This is a genomic window from Bradyrhizobium sp. (assembly GCF_035935975.1).
Taxonomy (GTDB): domain Bacteria; phylum Pseudomonadota; class Alphaproteobacteria; order Rhizobiales; family Xanthobacteraceae; genus Bradyrhizobium.
Map to the genome: position 1 here is coordinate 435,783 of NZ_DASYWN010000041.1, position 17,081 is coordinate 452,863.

Sequence of the window (17,081 nt, forward strand, 5' to 3'; positions counted from 1 at the left end):
CAATCTCTCCGTGAAGCAAAAAAGCACAACCTGATCTGTGGGTTGAGAGGGCCGCCTTATACACAGGCTAAAGCGACATCGCTAGTTGTAAATCCCTTTCGCACTGCAAACCCTTGCGGGTAAAGCCAAATTCGCATTTGCTAAGGATAGGCAAGAAACTGGCAGGACACCTTCCGTCCATGGACGCGGCGCGCGACGACGTTTTCATCGACGAGATCAGCTTCCCGGCGACCGACGGGTATGCGCTGAGCGGCACCCTGTTCCTGCCACGGGGGACCAAGCGCCATGCCGTGCTGATCAATTCGGCGACAGCCGTCCCGCGAAAGATCTATCGCGGCTTTGCCTCCTACCTCGCCCATCGCGGCTGCGCGGTGCTGACCTACGACTATCGCGGCATCGGCGGCTCCCGCCTGCCCGCGATGGTCGGCTACAACCAGCCGAAATCGCTGGTCGGCTTCAAGGCCTCGATGTCGGACTGGGCCGCGCTCGACGTCACCGCCGCGGTGCGCTGGATGCGTGAGCGCTATCATGGCCTGCCGCTCGCTTATGTCGGCCACTCCTATGGCGGCCAGGCGCTGGGGCTGATCGCGAACAACAATGAGATCGCGCGCGCCGCATTCGTGGCCTCGCAGGCCGCGACCTGGCGGCTGATGACCTCACCGGAAAAATACCGCATCTACGCCTTCATGAATTTTGTCGGCGTGCCGCTGGTCCACGCGCTCGGCTATGCGCCCGGCTGGGCCGGCATCGGCGAGGACCTGCCCAAGGGCGTGTTCCTGCAATGGGCGGATTGGGTGTCGAGCCCGCGCTATCTGTTCGATTCAAAGCTGCCGGCGCTGGAGAATTTCGCCAACTTCAAGGGCGAGCTGCGCGCGCTCTGCTTCTCCGACGATCCCTGGGCGACGCGGCCCGCCGTCGAACTGCTCACGAGCGGCTTCACCGCGACCAAGCCGGAGGTGCTGACGGTGAAACCATCAGACGTCGGCGCCAAGGCAATCGGCCATTTCGGCTTCTTCCGCCCCGATCACCGCGACACGCTCTGGCGCGGCGTGGCGGAATGGATCCAGGGCGAGTGAGGCTTACCGGATGATCGTGGTCAACGACGAGTAGCGCTTGTTGGGTTTGGCTTCGCCGGCCGAAAACTGTGCGAAGGCATCGCTGACGCGTGCGGCCGGCGTGGTGCCGTCGGCGAAGCGGAATTCCTTCGGCTTCGGTGCGTAGAAGCTGGCGCTGTAATAGGAATCATCGAAGCGCGTCTCGGCGACGCCGAACAATGCGTCGCAGACGAACAGGAGTGCATAGACTCCCACGACCGCCACGACGATCTCCTTGAAAATTGACATAACAATGCCCCAACCTTTTGCGGTGAGGATGCATGCCGGTTCCAAAGCCGAGGTTTATGGCCACGGCCTTCTTGTCCGCAGGGTTTGCCACCGCTGAGCGGATTACAGACAATTTTATCGATCATAAAAAAGAGCCCGCCTGACCGGATCAGGCGGGCCCAGGATTGGCCGATCGGGAGGTTATCAGACGGCCAGATTCATCCACACGGCCTTGGGCTCGGTGAAATTGTCGATCGCGGCGGTGCCGTGTTCGCGGCCGAGGCCGGAGTCGCGCTCGCCGCCCCAGGGAAGGCGCACGTCGGTGTAGCCATAGGTGTTCATCCAGACCGTGCCGGCGCGCGCCCGCTTGGCGAAGCGCTGCAGCTTGCCGATATCGCGGCTCCAGACGCCGGCGGCGAGGCTGTAGGCCGTGCCGTTGGCGATACGCAGCGCATCGGCCTCGTCCCTGAACTTGATGACGCTGACGACCGGGCCGAAGATCTCCTCCTGCGAGATCCGCATCTCGTGCGCGACATCGGCGAAGACGGTCGGGCTGATGAAATAGCCGCGCTCGCCGATGCGTTCGCCGCCGGTGACGAGCCTCGCGCCTTCCTTCTGCCCGATATCGACATAGTCGAGGATCGACTTCATCTGCTTCTCGGAGATGACAGGGCCGAGCGCAGTCTTGCGGTCCAGCGGATCGCCGATTCTGATCGACTTGGCGCGCGCGGCGAGCCGCTCGACGACCTCGTCATAGGCCTTCTCCTGTACCAGCACGCGGGAGCCGGCCGAGCAGACCTGGCCGGCATTGAAGAAGATGCCGGAGGCCGCAGCCTTGCTGGCGGCTTCGAGGTCGGCGTCGTCGAAAATCACGTTGGCCGACTTGCCGCCGAGCTCGAGCGAGACGCGCTTGAAGTTGCTGGCCGCGCCCTTCATGATTCCGCGGCCCACACCGGGCGAACCGGTGAAGGTGACCTTGTCCACGTCGGGGTGATTGACCAGCGCGTCGCCGACGACGCGGCCGGGTCCCGTCACGACGTTGAAGACGCCCGCCGGCAGCCCCGCTTCTAGCGCAAGCTCGGCAATGCGCAGCGCCGACAGCGAGGTCAATTCAGCCGGCTTCATCACGATGGTGCAGCCGCAGGCGAGCGCAGGCGCAAGCTTCCACATGCCGATCATCAGCGGGAAATTCCACGGCACGATCGCCGCGACCACGCCGACCGGCTCGCGCACGGTATAGGTCAGGGCATCGTCACGCACCGGCACGACGTCGCCGCTGATCTTGTCGGCCCAGCCGGCGTAATAGATCAGCGTGTCGACCGCGGCCGGAAAGTCCTGGCGCATTGTCGCCGAGATCGGCTTGCCGGCGTCGATCGACTCCAGCTCGATGATCTCGTCGGCGTTGCGCTTGAGCAGGTCGGCCCAGCGCATCAGGATCTGGCCACGCTCGGAGGCGCGTATCGTGCGCCACGGGCCTTCGAACGCCCGGCGCGCGGCGGCCACGGCAAGCTCGACATCGGCCTCGCCGCCTTCGGCGATGGTGGCGATGACCTGTCCGGTGGCGGGATTGAGGGATTTGAAGGTGCGGCCGGAACCGGCGGGGACGCGGCGGCCGTCGATTAGGAGATGCTGCGGCCGGGCCATGAACTCGGTCGCCGGCGAATGCGCAAAGTCATATGCAACAGACATCATATTTCCTCCTGTTCTGGTATACCAGACTAAGCGCCTATTGGCTGGAGTAAATATGATATGGTTTGCAAATGGACGTCCGATATATGAAGCGCAGTTCATAAGGAAGGCCGATGCTCCAGATCGAGATCGAGGCCGTCTGGCGGTTTCGCCGGGAGGGCAGCCCGCGCACCGCCGTCATCATGCTCGGCGTGCTCAATGAGATCCGGAAGACCGGAAAGATCACGAGCGCGGCCAGCGACGCGCATTTGTCCTACCGGCATGTCTGGAATCTGATCGAGCAATGGTCGGAGTTCTTCGGAACGCCTCTGGTCGAGACCCAGCGCGGCAAGGGCTCGAAGCTCACACAGTTCGGCGAGCGCTTGGTGTGGGCCGGCGAGCGCATGCAGGCCCGGCTCGGGCCGCAGCTCGAGAACCTCGCGCAGGAGCTCGCGAGCGAGATCAAGCCGTTCCTCGAACAGCGGCCGTCCGTGATCCGCGTCCATGCCAGCCATGGCTTTGCGGTGGCCAAGCTGCGCGAATTTCTCGACCGCGAGCCCGGCATCGGCGTCGATCTGCGCTATGTCAGCAACCAGCATTCGCTGGTGTCGCTGGCGCAAGGCGCCTGCGACCTCTCCGGCCTGCATCTGCCGCACGGCGCGCTGCGGGCGCAAGGCATCAAGGCGGCGCGCGAATGGCTCGATCCGCGCGAGGACCGCATCATCAGTTTCGTCACCCGCGAGATGGGCCTGATGGTCGCGCGCGGCAATCCGCTGCGGATCGCTTCGCTCGACGACCTTACCAAACCAAAGGTCCGCTTCGTCAACCGCGACAACGATTCCGGCACGCGCCTGTTGTTCGACCAGTTGCTCGCCGCGAATGGGATCGACGAGAGCAGGATCAACGGCGCACAGCAGATCGAGTTCACCCACGCAGCGGTTGCCGCCTATGTCGCCAGTGGCATGGCCGACGCGTGCTTCGGCGTCGAGGCGGCCGCCCGCCAGTTCGGACTCGATTTCATCCGGATTCTGACCGAGGACTATTTCTTCGTCTGCAAGCGCGCCTTTCTCGAGACGGAGCCGATGCGGCGCATCCTCGAGATCATCCGCAGTCACGATTTTCGCGCGGCGATCGCCACCCTGCCCGGCTACACGGCATCGGACACGGGCGAAGTCACCGGCGTGAAGGCATTCCTGGAGATGCACGCCGTGCGGTGATGCCGCATGCGGGGCATGCATGCTGGACAAGCCGTCCGCGCAACCGGCTGGACGAGGCCCGGCATACGTTATATCAACTCGAATATAGCGGATACCGGATGGCGCCGCGCAACAGGGTTTTGTGGATGTTTCAACGCCGCCGATCGGCCGTCGCGCTTCGTCACGTCGCCTTCGAGGATCTCGGCCTGCTCGCCCCGATCATGGAGCGCGAGGGCTGGAACGTGTCGTTCTGCGAGGCGCCGGTCGACGATCTCGGCCATTCCTCGATCCGGGATGCCGACCTCCTGATCGTGCTTGGCGGCCCGATCGGCGTGTACGAGACGGATAGTTATCCGTTCCTCATACGCGAAATTGACCTGCTGGAGCGCCGCCTCGCGCAGGGCCTGCCGACTCTCGGCATCTGCCTTGGCGCGCAGCTCATGGCAAAGGCGCTCGGCGCGCGCGTTTATGCCGGCGGCGTCAAGGAGATCGGCTGGGGATCGGTGGCGCTGCCGGATGCCGGCCGCGCCTCCAGCCTGATGCCGCTCGGCGCGGGATCGCCGGTCCTGCACTGGCACGGCGACACCTTCGATCTGCCGGATCATGCCGTGCGGCTCGCCTCGAACGGCAATTACGAGAACCAGGCCTTCGCCTTCGGCAACAATGCGCTGGCGCTGCAGTTTCACCTCGAGGCCGACCCGCGGCAGCTCGAGGAATGGTATGTCGGCCACGCCGTCGAGCTTGCATCCGCCAGGATTTCGGTGCGGGAGCTGCGAGCAAAGACGGCAGAAGTTTCGAAGATCGTCGCGCGCCAAGCCGACCGCATCTTCACGAGCTGGCTGAGCCAGCTCGACACCGCAATAAGCACGACCGCGCAAGCAAGGTAAGGGCAGAGTCTTCATGATGCAGGACAACGCACCACGCCACCGGGACGGCAGCGCCGGCGATGCCAATTACGGCACGATCGGCAAGGGCTACGCAAACTTCCGCCGGCCCGACCCGCGCATCGCGGAGTTGATCGACGCGGCGCTCAGCGAGGCCCGCACGGTCCTCAATGTCGGCGCGGGCGCTGGCTCCTATGAGCCGGTCGGCCGCACGGTGACGCCGGTCGAGCCGTCGCAATCGATGCGCGCCCAGCGGCCGGCGCATCTGCCTCCAGCGATCGATGCGGTCGCGGAAAAGCTGCCTTTCGCCGACGCCACGTTCGGCGCTGCCATGTCCACCTTCTCGGTGCATCAGTGGAAGAACCTGAGCGCGGGCCTCTCCGAAATGCGGCGGGTGACGCGCGGCCCGATCGCGATCATGACCTGCGACCCCGACGAGCTCGATCGCTTCTGGCTCAATACCTATTGCCCGGAGGTGATCGCAGTCGAGGCTGTCAGGTATCCCGCGATCCCGGCGATCGCGGAAGGGTTAGGGGGCACCACCGACGTGCTGCCGGTCCCGATCCCGCTTGATTGCACCGACGGCTTCAACGAGGCCTATTACGGCCGCCCCGAGATGCTGCTCGATCCGGCCGCGCGGCTCGCCTGCTCGGCCTGGAGCTTCGTTGCCGAGGACGTTGTCAGGCGTTTCGAGGACCGGCTCGGCAACGACCTCGCATCGGGCCGGTGGGATGCGCGCTACGGGTACTATCGGCAGCGGCCATCCTTCGCCGGCTCGCTCAAGCTGATCGTGAATCATATCTGATCGCGCCCAGCGCCGGATGCATTCCGGATATCGGCCCGCTTCACCTTGTCCGCGACAGGCAAGAGTGGCAATCTGCCGCCATTGCCCCGAGAGATCCGAACATGTCGCGCGCGAGCGCCAAATCGCTTCCCCAACTGAGCCTTCGGATCGACCTCGACAACGAGGATCGGATCGGGCCCGGCAAGATCGAGCTGTTGGAGCAGATCCGCGAGCAAGGCTCGATCTCGGCGGCCGGCCGCGCCATGGACATGTCCTACAAGCGCGCCTGGGACCTCGTGGACGAGGTCAACCGCATCTGCGGAAACCCCGTGGTCGAGCCGCAGGCCGGCGGCAAGAACGGCGGCGGCGCGATGCTCACCCCCTTCGGCGAAAAACTCGTCGCCCGCTACCGCAAGATCGAGCGCGACGCCGCCCGCGCCGTGCACAAGGAACTGGAAGCGCTCAAGAGCGACATCGCCCGTTCCCGCAAATCGTGAACGGATTGCTGAGTTGGCGGATCAGATAGGGCTTGTGGCCCTTCATCGGATCGATAGCGCAAATCCGCAGAAGCGGGAGCGGCACTCGTTTGATTTCGTCGTCAATGGGGCGTCTCTCTTCGAAGCCACCCAGGCTATCAAATACGATATGTGCGGCTCTCTCTCGAATCCTTTGTTCGAACGAGAGATAGCTCAGCGGGTCAATCAAAGAACGGCTGCTATGCTGACTTCGGATGTGCCTATCGGCGGGCACCGTGTGGCTCTGTTTGTCTGCCCGGAGTGTGGCGACGTCGCTTGTGGCGCCATTACCGCTCGTGTTTCGCGAACCGAGCGCGGTGTTCAGTGGTCTGATTTCGCGTATGAAAATGGATTTGATGCGGCCTCTAAGCTCGACCTCGGACCCTTTGAATTCGAGTGGGCCGCTTATTTGAGCGAAATTGAACGCGCGAAGGCCGATTAAGCCGCCTAGTTCGGCCGCACCATTTCCGGCATCGGCTGGGTCAGCGCTTCACCCAGCAGGCTCTGCTCGTCCCTCGGAATCGCAAAGCGGACCTTGAAGCCGTCCTCGGTCTGGAGCGTGATGATGCGCTGGGTCGTGTCGGTCGACTGCTCGATCGCCCAGGATGCCAGCGGATAGGCGTAGCGCAGGCTCTGATCGCCGTAGCGGGCCTTGAGCGCCGCCTCCAGCAATCCCGGAAGCGTCATGATCAGCGCGCCGACCTGGTTGAGCGAGACGCTGACGGCCGCGGGATTGCCCGCCACGTCCTCGAAGCCCAGCGAGATCGCGCCGCCGTCGGGGGCCACCTCGCAGGTCGTGAGCTGCCTCACCTTGATTTCCATCGCCAGTCCCGGAACCCAATTCGCTATATCCATCACGATATATCGATATGTCCACCCGCGTCCAGCCCGCTTTTCTGGAATTGATCGAGCCGGCCGCCATGGCCGGCCAACCGGAAGCGTGATATATAGTGCGATATAACGAGGCCCGAACGGCCCGTTTCTGCAAGGGAGCGCAAAGCCAATGAGTGACTTCAATCTTCTCATCGACGGCAAGATGGTGCCCGGCGACATGACCATGCCGGTTCTCAATCCCGCGACCGAAGAGGTGCTGGCCCAGTGCCCGCGCGCCTCGAAGTCGCAGCTCGATACGGCCGTGGCCGCGGCGAAGGCCGCCTACCCCGCCTGGGCCGCGACGCCGATGGAAGATCGCCGCAAGGTCGTGATCAAGATGGCTGACGTGATCGAGGCCAATTCGGGCGAGCTTGCGCGCCTGCTCACCTCGGAACAAGGCAAGCCACTGGCGGATGCGACCGGCGAAGTGCTCGGCATGGCCGCCTTCTTCCGCTATCTCGGGTCGCTCGAACTGTCGATGAAGGTGATCGAGAATTCCGGCGACCGCAAGGTCGAGGCCTATCGCCGCCCGCTCGGCGTCGTCGGCGCCATCATCCCCTGGAACTATCCGCTTCTGATCCTCGCCTTCAAGCTGCCGTCCGCGCTGCTCGCCGGCAACACGCTCGTGGTCAAGCCGGCGCCGACCACGCCGCTGGCGACCTTGCGCTTTGCCGAGCTGATCAAGGACGTGGTGCCGAAGGGCGTGCTCAACTTCATCACCGACGCCAACGATCTCGGCGGCGAGATGACCAAGCACCCTGACATCCGCAAGATCTCCTTCACCGGCTCGACGGCGACGGGGCAGAAGGTGATGGCGAGCGCGGCGCAGACGCTCAAGCGCATCACGCTCGAGCTCGGCGGCAACGATGCCGGCATCGTGCTCGACGACGTCGATCCGAAGAAGGTCGCGCCCGGGATCTTCGAAGGCGCGTTCCAGAACTCCGGCCAGGTCTGCCTCGCCATCAAGCGGCTCTATGTGCACGAGTCCGTCTATGACGAGCTCTGCAACGAGCTGGTCGCGATCGCCAAGAACACGGTGGTCGACGACGGCTCCAAGCAGGGCACCAAGCTCGGGCCGCTGCAGAACAAGATGCAGTACGAGAAGGTGAAGGCGTTCCTTGAGGACGCGCACAAGAACGGCAAGGTGGTTGCCGGCGGCGCCGCGATGGACCGCCCCGGCTATTTCATCGAGCCGACCATTGTGCGCGACATCCAGGAGGGCTCGAAGCTGGTCGACGAGGAGCAGTTCGGTCCGGTGCTGCCGCTGATCAAATATTCCGACAAGGACGACGTGATCCGCCGTGCCAACGCCACCACCTACGGCCTCGGCGCCTCGGTCTGGTCGTCCGACATCAAGCGCGCGCATGAAGTCGCGACCCAGCTCGAGTCAGGCACGGTCTGGATCAACAAGCATCTCGACATGGCCCCGCACATTCCGTTCGGCGGCGCCAAGCAGTCGGGCATCGGCACCGAGTTCGCCGAGGAAGGCCTCGCCGAATTCACCCAGCTCCAGATCATCAACGGCCCGCCGGCGGCCTGATCTGAAAACCGGGGCCGCGGCAGAACCGCCGCGGCCCCTTCTTCATGTGTGATGGAAACGGAGGCGGACCATGTTCGATGCGCAATGCGACCTCGCCGCCCTCGTCTACGCACCGCATCAGGATCCCGACGCGGTCCTGCGAGTTCGCCGCCGACCTGAACGCGCGCGGCGCGCGCGTCGTCGGCATGGTGCAGGCCGGCCAGTGCGCCGACTCCAGCCTCTCCGCCATCCTGCTTCACAACGGCGAGAAGCTGCTGCTGGCGCAGGATTTCGATCCAGCCGCGCAAGGCTGCCGGCTCGATCTCGCGCGCCTGCAGAATGCCGGAGTGCGGATCGCAGACGCCCTCGCCTACGGCGCCGATCTCGTCATCATCAATCGTTTCGGCAAGCGCGAGCGCGACGGCAAGGGCCTGTCCTATCTGATCGAGCGCGCGCTCGACGCCGACATTCCCGTGGTGATCGCGGTCGGCAAGGATCACTTCGCCGACTGGATCAAGTTCGCCGGCGGCATGAGCGTCAAGCTCGGTTGCGATCGCGGCGCGCTGGACGCGTGGTGGCACGCTGTCTCGGCCCAGGACCAGGACGCGCATCCGATCGTCGATGAGCATCCGACGGTGTGCGAGATTCTCAAATAGAGGCTCAGATCAGCGGCTCGTCCTTGAGCGCCGACACCACCTGCTCGCCGCGGTCGGTCAGGCGATAGGTCACGAGCGGCCGGCTCGACGGCGGCTTGCGATCGATCTCGACGATGTAGCCGCGCACCATCAGCGCTTCGAAGCTGCCGTAATAGCCAAACATGCTGATGCGGCTCTGCTTGAGCAGCTTGAACTCGCGGAGCAGACGGATCTCGTTGCCCGAGAGCAGCGACCGGCGCACGCGCTGCACGAACCGCGCGCGCTGCTCGAACCAGGCTTGATCAGGCAGTTCGTGCGCGACCGGCGCCGGATCCCGCTCGCAGGGGCGCGCCTCCGGCGTGACTTCGGCCATCACAGGCGGCAGGCACGGCATGCTGCTGACGACCGCGTCCTTCGCGACATCGAGCAATGCGATCGGCCAGCGCCGCTTGTTGTCCACCATGACCGGCGGCGGCACGACATTGTCGCGCACCAATTGCTCGAAGCGCCCCGCGGTCACGCCGACATAGGCAGCCGCGCGGCGGCGATCGACCAGCCGGGTGTCCGGCCCGGGCTCCAGCTCGCAAGCGATGTTCTCGTCCACCCCAAATCCCCTGGCGCATCGTTGCGCAAGGCCGGGCGCGGCCCCTACCGGGGCCCGTCCGAGCCGGCGGCGAACCTAGGGGCGAGCAGCGCTCTCGAAAAGCAGAGAATTTCGTACATGTTGATGCCGTTTCGGCAACGGCTATAGTCGCCGTTGGGGGTCCCATGCGCTTTCATTCACCGGCCATCCAATATTTCCACGCGGTCCGCCGCACCGGCTCGATCCGGGCCGCAGCGCGCGTCCTGAACGTTGCCTCCTCGGCCGTCAGCCGCCAGATTCTCAAGCTTGAACAAGAGGTTGGATCGCCTCTATTCGAGCGCAATGCGCGCGGCCTGACGCTGACGACGGTCGGCGAGATGCTGGCCCGCCACGTTATGAACGTGCTGCAGGACCTCGACCGCTTCCGCTCGGACGTGGCGTCGCTCTCAGGCGCCTGGCACGGCACGGTCAGCATTGCCTGCATCGAGTCGCTCACCGAGTCGGTGCTGCCGGACCTGATCGCCTCGCATCGCGGCCGGGCGCGCCGCGTCAGCTTCACCACCGAGGTCAAGGGATCCTCGGACGTGCTGGAGGCGCTGAGCCGCGGCGAGGCCGACATCGGCATCGCCATCGCGCTCAAGCATCCGCCGGACCTGCGCCAGGTCGCCCTGAAGCGCTTTCGCCTCGGTGCCCTCGTTGCGCGCGAACATCCGCTGGCGCGCCGCAAGACCGTCACGCTGGCGCAGTGTCTCGCCTTCCCCGTCATCCACGCGCTGCCGGAGCTGTCGATCTATCATCTGCTCCAGCCGCTGATCGCGCAGCTCTCCGAGACGCCGGAGCCGGCGATCCAGGCCAATTCGATCGACCTGATGCGCGAGCTCGCCGCGCGTGGCGTCGGCGTCGCCTTCCAGACCCAACTCGGCATCAACAGGCTGTCACGCGACGCACAGCTCGTGTTCCTGCCGCTCGACAATGCCGGCAGCCCGGTCTGGTCGGATCTCGGCATCTATGTCCGCGCCGAGCGCACGCTGCCGGCCTACACGGAGTCGTTTCTCCAGGAGCTGGTGCGCGAATTGGGCGAGCGAGAGCGGCGCGAGAACGCGGCGTATCCGTTCACCGCGTGATGAAATCTGGCAGTAGTTTTCCGGAATAGGGGTGACGGTCGGCCGTCTGTTACCTTCGGCGGATTCAATCCGCTCACGCCCGAGGATTCCAAGATGCCGCTAAGCCGGCTCAAGCCTTCGCGAGTCCTCGGCATCGAGCGCTTCTCGGACTTCGGTGAATTTCGCGCCAATGAGGTGCTCGGGCTCGGCACCTCCACGCCGCTTCATCCGCGCGAGTTCTCGCTGTCCCGCGCCATCCTGCCGCTCCAGGACGGGCTCTTCGTGCTCCAGCGCGCCTTCGCCCGCCGCCTCGAGGTCGATGTCGGCACCGACCATGGCGTCGGCCTCACGATCCCGTTCGCGTTTCACTCCGTCACCAATGGGCGCGAGATCGACAATTCGACGGTGAACGTCGCGCGCGGCAGGGTGCCCGTAAGGTGCATCGAGCGCCAACCCAATACCTATCTGATGATGCGGTTCAACTCGGACATGCGCCATCGCGGCTGGGCGGATTACGACAGCGGGCTCGGCTTCTTTCGCTCGCATGACGTGGCCATGGCGCGCCTGCGAGCGACGATCCTGAACATGTTTTGCCTGGCCTCGGACGCCGCCGACCCCCGGCAGTTCGAAGCACAAAACCGGCCGATCCAGGAGACGCTGCTCGCCTGCCTCGACGACACTCTGGTGCCGGCCGACGGGCTGGCCGCGCGGCGCGGATCGTTCGACAAGCACCGCAAGCTGGTCGCGCATCTCGACGAAGTCGCTGCGCTGTTCGGCAGCAAGCCGCTTTACAGCGACGACCTCTCACGTGCGCTCGGCGCGTCCGTGCGCACGCTCCAGACCGCGACGCACGCGGTGCACGGCGTGAGCCTGCATCACTATCTGCGTCTGAAGCGGCTGTGGTCGACCCGCATGCAGCTCATGACCGGCCGCCCGGGGTTGAGCGTCAAGTCCGCGGCCCTCGGCAACGGCTTCTGGCACCTCGGCGATTTCTCGCGGGGCTACAAGATGACTTTTGGCGAGTCACCGTCAGAGACGCTGGCGCGCAGCCGGCGTCTCTGATCCCCCGCACATCAGTGGTGAGCGTTCTGCTTGCGGTGGCCGTTCTCGCTGAGGCGGTCGACCCAGGCGATGCCGATCGCGGAGATGATGAAGGTCAAATGGATCAGGACCTGCCACATCACGCCGCTCTCGGTGAAATTGCTGCGCGAGGTGCCGAGATTGCCGGCCTCGATGAAGGTTCTGAGCAGCGAGATCGAGGAGATGCCGATGATCGCCATCGCGAGCTTGATCTTCAGCACGCTGGCATTGACGTGGCTCAGCCATTCCGGTTCGTCCGGATGGCCGTTCAGGTTCAGGCGCGAGACGAAGGTCTCGTAGCCGCCCACGATCACCATCACCAGCAGGTTGGAGATCATGACGACGTCGATCAGTCCGAGCACGACCAGCATGATCTGCTGCTCGCTGGCGTCGAAGGAGTGCAGGACGAGGTGCCAGAGCTCCTTGAGGAACAGGAATACGTACACGCCCTGGGCGACGATAAGGCCGACATAGAGCGGCACCTGCAGCCAGCGCGAGCCGAAGATCAACTGGGCGAACGGACCGATTTGCGGCCGCGGCGAAGCCGCGACCGAATGTGCTTTGGGTTCGGACGTCATGGGTCACTCCGGATTGCAGGCAGGATGCGTCGCCTAAGAATTGGGCCTCAGAGACTCGCGATGACGGGCGCAAGCTCGAGTGAGCCCCGATAGATCATCTCGAAGGCGACGTAAACGATGATGGCGAGACCGACATAGGCGATCCAGCGCTGCTTTTGCAGCACGCGGCCGAGCAGATCGGCGGCGACGCCCATCAGAGCGACCGACAGCAGCAGTCCGAAGGCCAGGATGTAAGGGTGCTCGCGCGCGGCGCCCGCGACCGCCAGCACGTTGTCCAGCGACATCGACACGTCGGCTGCGACAATCTGCAGCGCCGCCTGCCCGAAGGTTTTCCGCGGTGCTGGCGCAGCGTTGCTGCCACCGCCATGGCCGAAGGCAAGCTGGTTGGAATGCGCCGCCTGCTCGCGCAGCTCGCGCCACATCTTCCAGCACACCCAGAGTAGCAATATGCCGCCGGCGAGCAGCAGGCCGATCACCTGCAAGATCTGGGTCGCGACGCCGGCAAAGACGATACGCAGCGCGGTCGCGGCGATGATGCCGACGATGATGGCGCGGCGGCGCTGCTCGGCCGGCAGGCCGGCGGCGGCAAGGCCGATGACGACGGCATTGTCGCCGGCAAGGACGAGGTCGATCAGGACGACTTGAAGCAGCGCGGTCAGCGCATCAGCGGTGATGAATTCGGTCATGATTGATCATTTTTGGCTGCGGACGGATCGAGCCATTGCGGCTTGCGCCGTTCGATCCAGTCGAAGACCTTGGAACGGGAGGAGCGCAAAGCGGGCACGTCCTCGGCGAGCAATGCGAGGCCGAGCGGCAGCATCCAGACGCCGAGTACCGGCAGGAACGAGAACACGCCGCCGACGACGAGCAGCGCGCCCGAGGGGATTCTCACCCAGCGGCTGGACGGCTTGAGCAGATAGGAGACGGTGCCGCCGACGCGCGGCGGCAGGCGATGGACGAGCTTGTCGAGGCGCGGGTCGCCCCCTGCCATCTGGCCGGTGTCGCCCGCGGCTCCCGTCGTCCGCTCGTCCGATACCGTGCTCATGCTCACTCCTTTGGGGCGGTGCTCGCCGCATCCGGCCCGACCTGTTTGGCCCGCGGCAGCACCAATGTCAGCAGCCGCAGCAGCTTGATCGCCTGCACCTCATGGGGATGCACGTCGTCATCCGCAGCCGCGACGCGTTCCGACAGCTCCATCAGATGCGCCGAGAGCGGCGTGTTCGAGACCGGCCGCAGCGTGTCGATCACCACATTGGCAAAGTCCGGCTCCTCCAATCGTTCCGCCAGTTCGTCGAACATCGCGAACAACCGTTGGTCGGTGATGTGCGGCGCCAATCCGCGGTCCCTGATGAAGCGGATCACCTCGTCGCGCTCGACCGGCGACACGCGGCGATCGGCCACCGCGACGAGTGCGCCGGCAATGACCAGCGCCACCGCGGCCTGCTCGTTCAGGCTGGTCGGCTCGGTGATCTCGATCTCGATGGGGTTGGAATATTTGGCGTCAGACATCTTTGCTCCTCGACGTTGCGAAATGGCCGCGCGGAGCTGCGATGGGGACGACTGGTCGGAAGGAACTCGAGTAGGCCCGACGGTCGGCCGATCCATCGCATTCGCGCGGGACAGGTCATCCGACATCGCGAGGTTTTGCCGACATTTGTCAGCGTCCTCGCCAGAGGGGCCCGGATTCTTGTTCTCCCAAGACTTAAAGCCGGGTCTGTCGGAATCAAGGCGAACAGGCTGCGACCAGCCGCCGCATCGGGTTCCGTGTTGACGGGTTTGGTTAAGCAATCGTGCACAGCTCTCGTGTCCCGGACGCGCTGCAGCGTGCAACGCTGCTGCGCAGAGCCGGGACCCAGAGTCTTTTCATGCGGCTGGCATGGGCCCCGGCTCTGCAGCGCACCGCACCGGACGATGCTTCGCATCGCCGGGGGCGCTGCGCCGCGTCCGGGGCACGAGACCGTCGCTTTTTGAGGCGGCCTGCATCAACACCGTCATTGCGAGCGCAGCGTGGCCGCCTACCCCACCCGCTCCACGAGATGCGCGCGCGAGGGTGACGGCTCGAACCTATCAGCGAAATATTGCGTTTCGTGCGCGACCAGCCCGCCCCGGAATTCCATGATGCTGACGACGTAGGACGGCACCCCGTCATAGCTCAGGACGAATTCGCTGACCCAGAGATCGCCGCCGCCGACGATCCGACGTACCGTGAAGCGCTTCTTGTTCGGCTGCACGAAGCGGCTCTGCTGAATATTCCGGCGGCCGCGGATGCGCTCGCCGGACTGCGGATAGTCGAGCACGGCGTCGTCGTGATAAATCTCATGCTCGGCGTCAAAATCGTTCGCGTCCGACGCGCCCCAGTGGCGCTGGAGCGCCGCCAATTTGGCCTGGTCATCCATCGCAATCTCCCGCCTTGCGGTTCCTGCTCTCTAGATCGGAGCACAGACAGCCGGCGGCAAGGCTGCCTCGCAACGTCTAACAACGACTAACGCGCCAAAGAGCCGGGCTGGATGCAGATTGACGACGGGGCGATCCGGAATTCGCCGGCTCGCAACGCCTCGCTGGTCACACCGGAGAACAAGGCATGGCAAGTCTGCTGTCCGTCAATGTCGGCCTGCCGCGCGACATCGCCTGGCAAGGCAGGACGGTCCATACCGGCATCTGGAAGGCCCCCGTCGAAGGTCCCCGCAGGGTGCGGCGGCTCAACATCGATGGTGACGGCCAGGGCGATACCGCCGGTCACGGCGGCGAGCATCGTGCAGTGTTCGTCTACCAGGACGATTCTTACCGTTACTGGCAAGAGCATCTCGGGCGATCGCACCTCGTCCATGGTCAATTCGGCGAGAACTTCACCGTCGAGGGCCTCGCCGACACCGAGGTCTGCATCGGAGATCGTTACAGGATCGGCTCGGCCCTGTTCGAGGTGACGCAACCGCGCGTCACCTGCTACCGGCTCGGCATCCGCATGGAGCAGCCCGACATGGCCGCGCTGCTGGTCAAGCACGGCCGGCCCGGTTTCTATTTTCGCGTGATCGAGGAAGGCGACGTCGAGGCCGGCGACGAGATCGAGCAGATCACCAGCGGGCCTGAAAGCATGAGCGTATTCGAGATCAACGCGCTGCTCTACCTGTCCCCTCACCCGCGCGACCACCTCGAACGCGCGCTGCGGATTCCGGCGCTGAGCCGCGGCTGGCGCCATTCGTTCGAGGCACTGCTCGCGCAGAAAGACAATCCGGCGACGGGAAATGCCGGGCTCGGCCCGGCGGCGAGCCCGACTCCGGCCTGGCGCGGCTTCCGGCCATTTCGCATCGCGCGCAAGATCGCCGAAACCAATGACGTGACATCGCTGGTCCTCGAACCCGCGGACGAACATCCCGGAGCCGTCGCTCTTCCCGGCCAGTTCGTCATCATCAGGCTCGGGCCTGCCGGCACGCCCGCGATGACGCGCAGCTATTCGCTGTCGCGCAACGCCGATGCGGCGTCCTATCGCCTCAGCATCAAGCGCGAGACGCATGGCGTCGCCAGCACCTACGTCGCCGATGAGCTCCAACCTGGCGACGTCGTGCAACTCGGCGCGCCGCGCGGCAGTTTCACGTTGCAGCCGAGCACGCGGCCCGTCGTCCTCTTGAGTGCCGGCATTGGCGTGACGCCGGTGCTCGCCATGCTTCACACGCTCGCTGCGGAGGCATCGCCGCGAGATGTCTGGTGGCTGCACGGCACCCGCAACGGCCGCGAACATGCCTTCGCCGCCGAGGTGCGCGCGCTGCTGGCAGGGCTCGCGCACCATCACAGCCACATCTGCTACAGCGCGCCCGATCCCGGCGATCGCCCCGAGGTCGACTTCGACAGCGCCGGACATCTGGATCTGCCCCTGCTTCGGCGGCTCAATTTGCCGCACGACAGCGACTTCTATCTGTGCGGCCCGGCCAGCTTCATGAACGACCTCACGGCCGGCCTGAGCGGCTGGGGCGTGGCGCGCGATCGCATCCACACCGAGCTATTCGGCGCCGGGCCGTCGCTGACGCCCGGCATCGCCGTTTCACCGAAGACGCCCCCGCATCTGCCGGCCGGCGCACCCGGTCCGGGCCCCATGGTGTCCTTTGCGCGCAGCGGCCTCAATGTCTGCTGGGGGCCGTCATACGCCAGCCTGCTCGAGCTCGCCGAAGCCTGCGACGTCCCCGTGCGCTGGTCATGCCGGACGGGGGTGTGCCACAACTGCGAGAGCGGGCTCATTGCGGGCGGCGTCAGCTATCAGCCCGATCCGCTCGACGCACCGGCGGACGGAAATGTCCTGATCTGCTGCTCACGGCCGCAGGGCGACATCGTGATCGATCTTTGAAAGCG

General features: G+C 65.1%; 20 protein-coding genes. 11 read left to right on the forward strand and 9 right to left on the reverse strand.

The annotated features are described in order from the left end of the window. Positions 1-179: 179 nt before the first annotated feature. The gene (locus VGR99_RS24865; RefSeq protein ID WP_326902191.1) at positions 180-1,076 is read left to right on the forward strand and encodes an alpha/beta fold hydrolase; all 897 of its coding nucleotides are present in this window, start codon (positions 180-182) and stop codon (positions 1,074-1,076) included. Positions 1,077-1,079: 3 nt separating this feature from the next. Here the strand turns inward: VGR99_RS24865 and VGR99_RS24870 are convergent, their stop codons facing one another. After that, positions 1,080-1,319, reverse strand: a complete 240-nt coding sequence (locus VGR99_RS24870; protein WP_326902193.1) for a hypothetical protein — start codon at positions 1,317-1,319, stop codon at positions 1,080-1,082. A 207-nt stretch (positions 1,320-1,526) separates the two neighbouring features. Further along, positions 1,527-3,011: an aldehyde dehydrogenase family protein gene (locus tag VGR99_RS24875; protein WP_326902440.1), complete on the reverse strand. Its 1,485-nt coding sequence runs from the start codon at positions 3,009-3,011 to the stop codon at positions 1,527-1,529. 113 nt (positions 3,012-3,124) lie between these two features. Here VGR99_RS24875 and VGR99_RS24880 point away from each other — a divergent pair, with 113 nt between their 5' ends. The 5 genes from VGR99_RS24880 (at position 3,125) to VGR99_RS24900 (ending at position 6,811) form a co-directional block, all read left to right on the forward strand. After that, positions 3,125-4,207 carry a substrate-binding domain-containing protein gene (locus VGR99_RS24880; protein ID WP_326902194.1) on the forward strand — a complete coding sequence of 361 codons (1,083 nt, stop codon included), beginning with the start codon at positions 3,125-3,127 and terminating at the stop codon, positions 4,205-4,207. Between the two features lie 125 nt (positions 4,208-4,332). Then, positions 4,333-5,073 (forward strand): glutamine amidotransferase, encoded by a 741-nt coding sequence (locus tag VGR99_RS24885; RefSeq protein ID WP_326902196.1) that lies wholly within the window; start codon positions 4,333-4,335, stop codon positions 5,071-5,073. A gap of 13 nt (positions 5,074-5,086) precedes the next feature. Then, positions 5,087-5,875, forward strand: coding sequence for a class I SAM-dependent methyltransferase (locus VGR99_RS24890; RefSeq protein WP_326902198.1), 789 nt, complete (start codon positions 5,087-5,089; stop codon positions 5,873-5,875). 101 nt (positions 5,876-5,976) lie between these two features. Then, positions 5,977-6,351: a winged helix-turn-helix domain-containing protein gene (locus VGR99_RS24895; protein WP_326902200.1), complete on the forward strand. Its 375-nt coding sequence runs from the start codon at positions 5,977-5,979 to the stop codon at positions 6,349-6,351. A gap of 13 nt (positions 6,352-6,364) precedes the next feature. Continuing rightward, on the forward strand, positions 6,365-6,811 hold the full coding sequence (locus VGR99_RS24900) for a hypothetical protein (protein ID WP_326902202.1): 447 nt from the start codon (positions 6,365-6,367) through the stop codon (positions 6,809-6,811). 5 nt (positions 6,812-6,816) lie between these two features. Here VGR99_RS24900 and VGR99_RS24905 read toward each other — a convergent pair whose 3' ends face one another. Next, the gene (locus VGR99_RS24905; RefSeq protein WP_326902442.1) at positions 6,817-7,191 is read right to left on the reverse strand and encodes a hypothetical protein; all 375 of its coding nucleotides are present in this window, start codon (positions 7,189-7,191) and stop codon (positions 6,817-6,819) included. Between the two features lie 181 nt (positions 7,192-7,372). Between VGR99_RS24905 and VGR99_RS24910 the strand changes: the two genes are divergently transcribed. Continuing rightward, positions 7,373-8,782, forward strand: coding sequence for an aldehyde dehydrogenase family protein (locus VGR99_RS24910; protein WP_326902203.1), 1,410 nt, complete (start codon positions 7,373-7,375; stop codon positions 8,780-8,782). A gap of 77 nt (positions 8,783-8,859) precedes the next feature. After that, positions 8,860-9,417 carry a DUF2478 domain-containing protein gene (locus VGR99_RS24915; RefSeq protein ID WP_326902205.1) on the forward strand — a complete coding sequence of 186 codons (558 nt, stop codon included), beginning with the start codon at positions 8,860-8,862 and terminating at the stop codon, positions 9,415-9,417. Positions 9,418-9,421: 4 nt separating this feature from the next. Here VGR99_RS24915 and VGR99_RS24920 read toward each other — a convergent pair whose 3' ends face one another. After that, positions 9,422-10,000 carry a hypothetical protein gene (locus VGR99_RS24920; protein ID WP_326902206.1) on the reverse strand — a complete coding sequence of 193 codons (579 nt, stop codon included), beginning with the start codon at positions 9,998-10,000 and terminating at the stop codon, positions 9,422-9,424. A 164-nt stretch (positions 10,001-10,164) separates the two neighbouring features. On the opposite strand from VGR99_RS24920, the gene VGR99_RS24925 reads away from it, so the two are divergent. Both VGR99_RS24925 and VGR99_RS24930 read left to right on the forward strand, forming a co-directional pair. After that, positions 10,165-11,103, forward strand: coding sequence for a LysR family transcriptional regulator (locus VGR99_RS24925; protein WP_326902208.1), 939 nt, complete (start codon positions 10,165-10,167; stop codon positions 11,101-11,103). 93 nt (positions 11,104-11,196) lie between these two features. Next, the gene (locus VGR99_RS24930) at positions 11,197-12,144 is read left to right on the forward strand and encodes a helix-turn-helix domain-containing protein (RefSeq protein WP_326902209.1); all 948 of its coding nucleotides are present in this window, start codon (positions 11,197-11,199) and stop codon (positions 12,142-12,144) included. An 11-nt stretch (positions 12,145-12,155) separates the two neighbouring features. On the opposite strand, the gene VGR99_RS24935 is transcribed toward VGR99_RS24930, so the two are convergent. The 5 genes from VGR99_RS24935 to VGR99_RS24955 form a co-directional block, all read right to left on the reverse strand. Further along, complete coding sequence (locus tag VGR99_RS24935) at positions 12,156-12,740, reverse strand: TIGR00645 family protein (protein WP_326902212.1); 585 nt, start codon at positions 12,738-12,740, stop codon at positions 12,156-12,158. 47 nt (positions 12,741-12,787) lie between these two features. Beyond that, a complete protein-coding gene (locus VGR99_RS24940; protein ID WP_326902213.1) occupies positions 12,788-13,426 on the reverse strand; it encodes a TerC family protein in 639 nt (212 codons plus the stop codon). After that, a complete protein-coding gene (locus VGR99_RS24945) occupies positions 13,423-13,785 on the reverse strand; it encodes a hypothetical protein (protein ID WP_326902214.1) in 363 nt (120 codons plus the stop codon). Before VGR99_RS24945 ends, VGR99_RS24940 begins: the two co-directional genes overlap by 4 nt. Positions 13,786-13,787: 2 nt before the next feature. Next, complete coding sequence (locus VGR99_RS24950) at positions 13,788-14,249, reverse strand: TerB family tellurite resistance protein (protein WP_326902216.1); 462 nt, start codon at positions 14,247-14,249, stop codon at positions 13,788-13,790. A gap of 506 nt (positions 14,250-14,755) precedes the next feature. Next, positions 14,756-15,136, reverse strand: a complete 381-nt coding sequence (locus VGR99_RS24955; RefSeq protein WP_326902218.1) for a nuclear transport factor 2 family protein — start codon at positions 15,134-15,136, stop codon at positions 14,756-14,758. A 185-nt stretch (positions 15,137-15,321) separates the two neighbouring features. Between VGR99_RS24955 and VGR99_RS24960 the strand changes: the two genes are divergently transcribed. After that, a complete protein-coding gene (locus VGR99_RS24960; RefSeq protein WP_326902219.1) occupies positions 15,322-17,076 on the forward strand; it encodes an MOSC and FAD-binding oxidoreductase domain-containing protein in 1,755 nt (584 codons plus the stop codon). Positions 17,077-17,081 lie beyond the last annotated feature (5 nt).

Coding starts and splice junctions, on each gene's coding strand:
- VGR99_RS24865 (WP_326902191.1), top strand. CDS start 180: ATGGACGCGGCGCGCGACGACGTTTTCATCGACGAGATCAGCTTCCCG.
- VGR99_RS24875 (WP_326902440.1), bottom strand. CDS start 3,011: ATGTCTGTTGCATATGACTTTGCGCATTCGCCGGCGACCGAGTTCATG.
- VGR99_RS24880 (WP_326902194.1), top strand. CDS start 3,125: ATGCTCCAGATCGAGATCGAGGCCGTCTGGCGGTTTCGCCGGGAGGGC.
- VGR99_RS24885 (WP_326902196.1), top strand. CDS start 4,333: ATGTTTCAACGCCGCCGATCGGCCGTCGCGCTTCGTCACGTCGCCTTC.
- VGR99_RS24890 (WP_326902198.1), top strand. CDS start 5,087: ATGATGCAGGACAACGCACCACGCCACCGGGACGGCAGCGCCGGCGAT.
- VGR99_RS24895 (WP_326902200.1), top strand. CDS start 5,977: ATGTCGCGCGCGAGCGCCAAATCGCTTCCCCAACTGAGCCTTCGGATC.
- VGR99_RS24905 (WP_326902442.1), bottom strand. CDS start 7,191: ATGGAAATCAAGGTGAGGCAGCTCACGACCTGCGAGGTGGCCCCCGAC.
- VGR99_RS24910 (WP_326902203.1), top strand. CDS start 7,373: ATGAGTGACTTCAATCTTCTCATCGACGGCAAGATGGTGCCCGGCGAC.
- VGR99_RS24915 (WP_326902205.1), top strand. CDS start 8,860: ATGCGCAATGCGACCTCGCCGCCCTCGTCTACGCACCGCATCAGGATC.
- VGR99_RS24925 (WP_326902208.1), top strand. CDS start 10,165: ATGCGCTTTCATTCACCGGCCATCCAATATTTCCACGCGGTCCGCCGC.
- VGR99_RS24930 (WP_326902209.1), top strand. CDS start 11,197: ATGCCGCTAAGCCGGCTCAAGCCTTCGCGAGTCCTCGGCATCGAGCGC.
- VGR99_RS24935 (WP_326902212.1), bottom strand. CDS start 12,740: ATGACGTCCGAACCCAAAGCACATTCGGTCGCGGCTTCGCCGCGGCCG.
- VGR99_RS24940 (WP_326902213.1), bottom strand. CDS start 13,426: ATGACCGAATTCATCACCGCTGATGCGCTGACCGCGCTGCTTCAAGTC.
- VGR99_RS24945 (WP_326902214.1), bottom strand. CDS start 13,785: ATGAGCACGGTATCGGACGAGCGGACGACGGGAGCCGCGGGCGACACC.
- VGR99_RS24950 (WP_326902216.1), bottom strand. CDS start 14,249: ATGTCTGACGCCAAATATTCCAACCCCATCGAGATCGAGATCACCGAG.
- VGR99_RS24955 (WP_326902218.1), bottom strand. CDS start 15,136: ATGGATGACCAGGCCAAATTGGCGGCGCTCCAGCGCCACTGGGGCGCG.
- VGR99_RS24960 (WP_326902219.1), top strand. CDS start 15,322: ATGGCAAGTCTGCTGTCCGTCAATGTCGGCCTGCCGCGCGACATCGCC.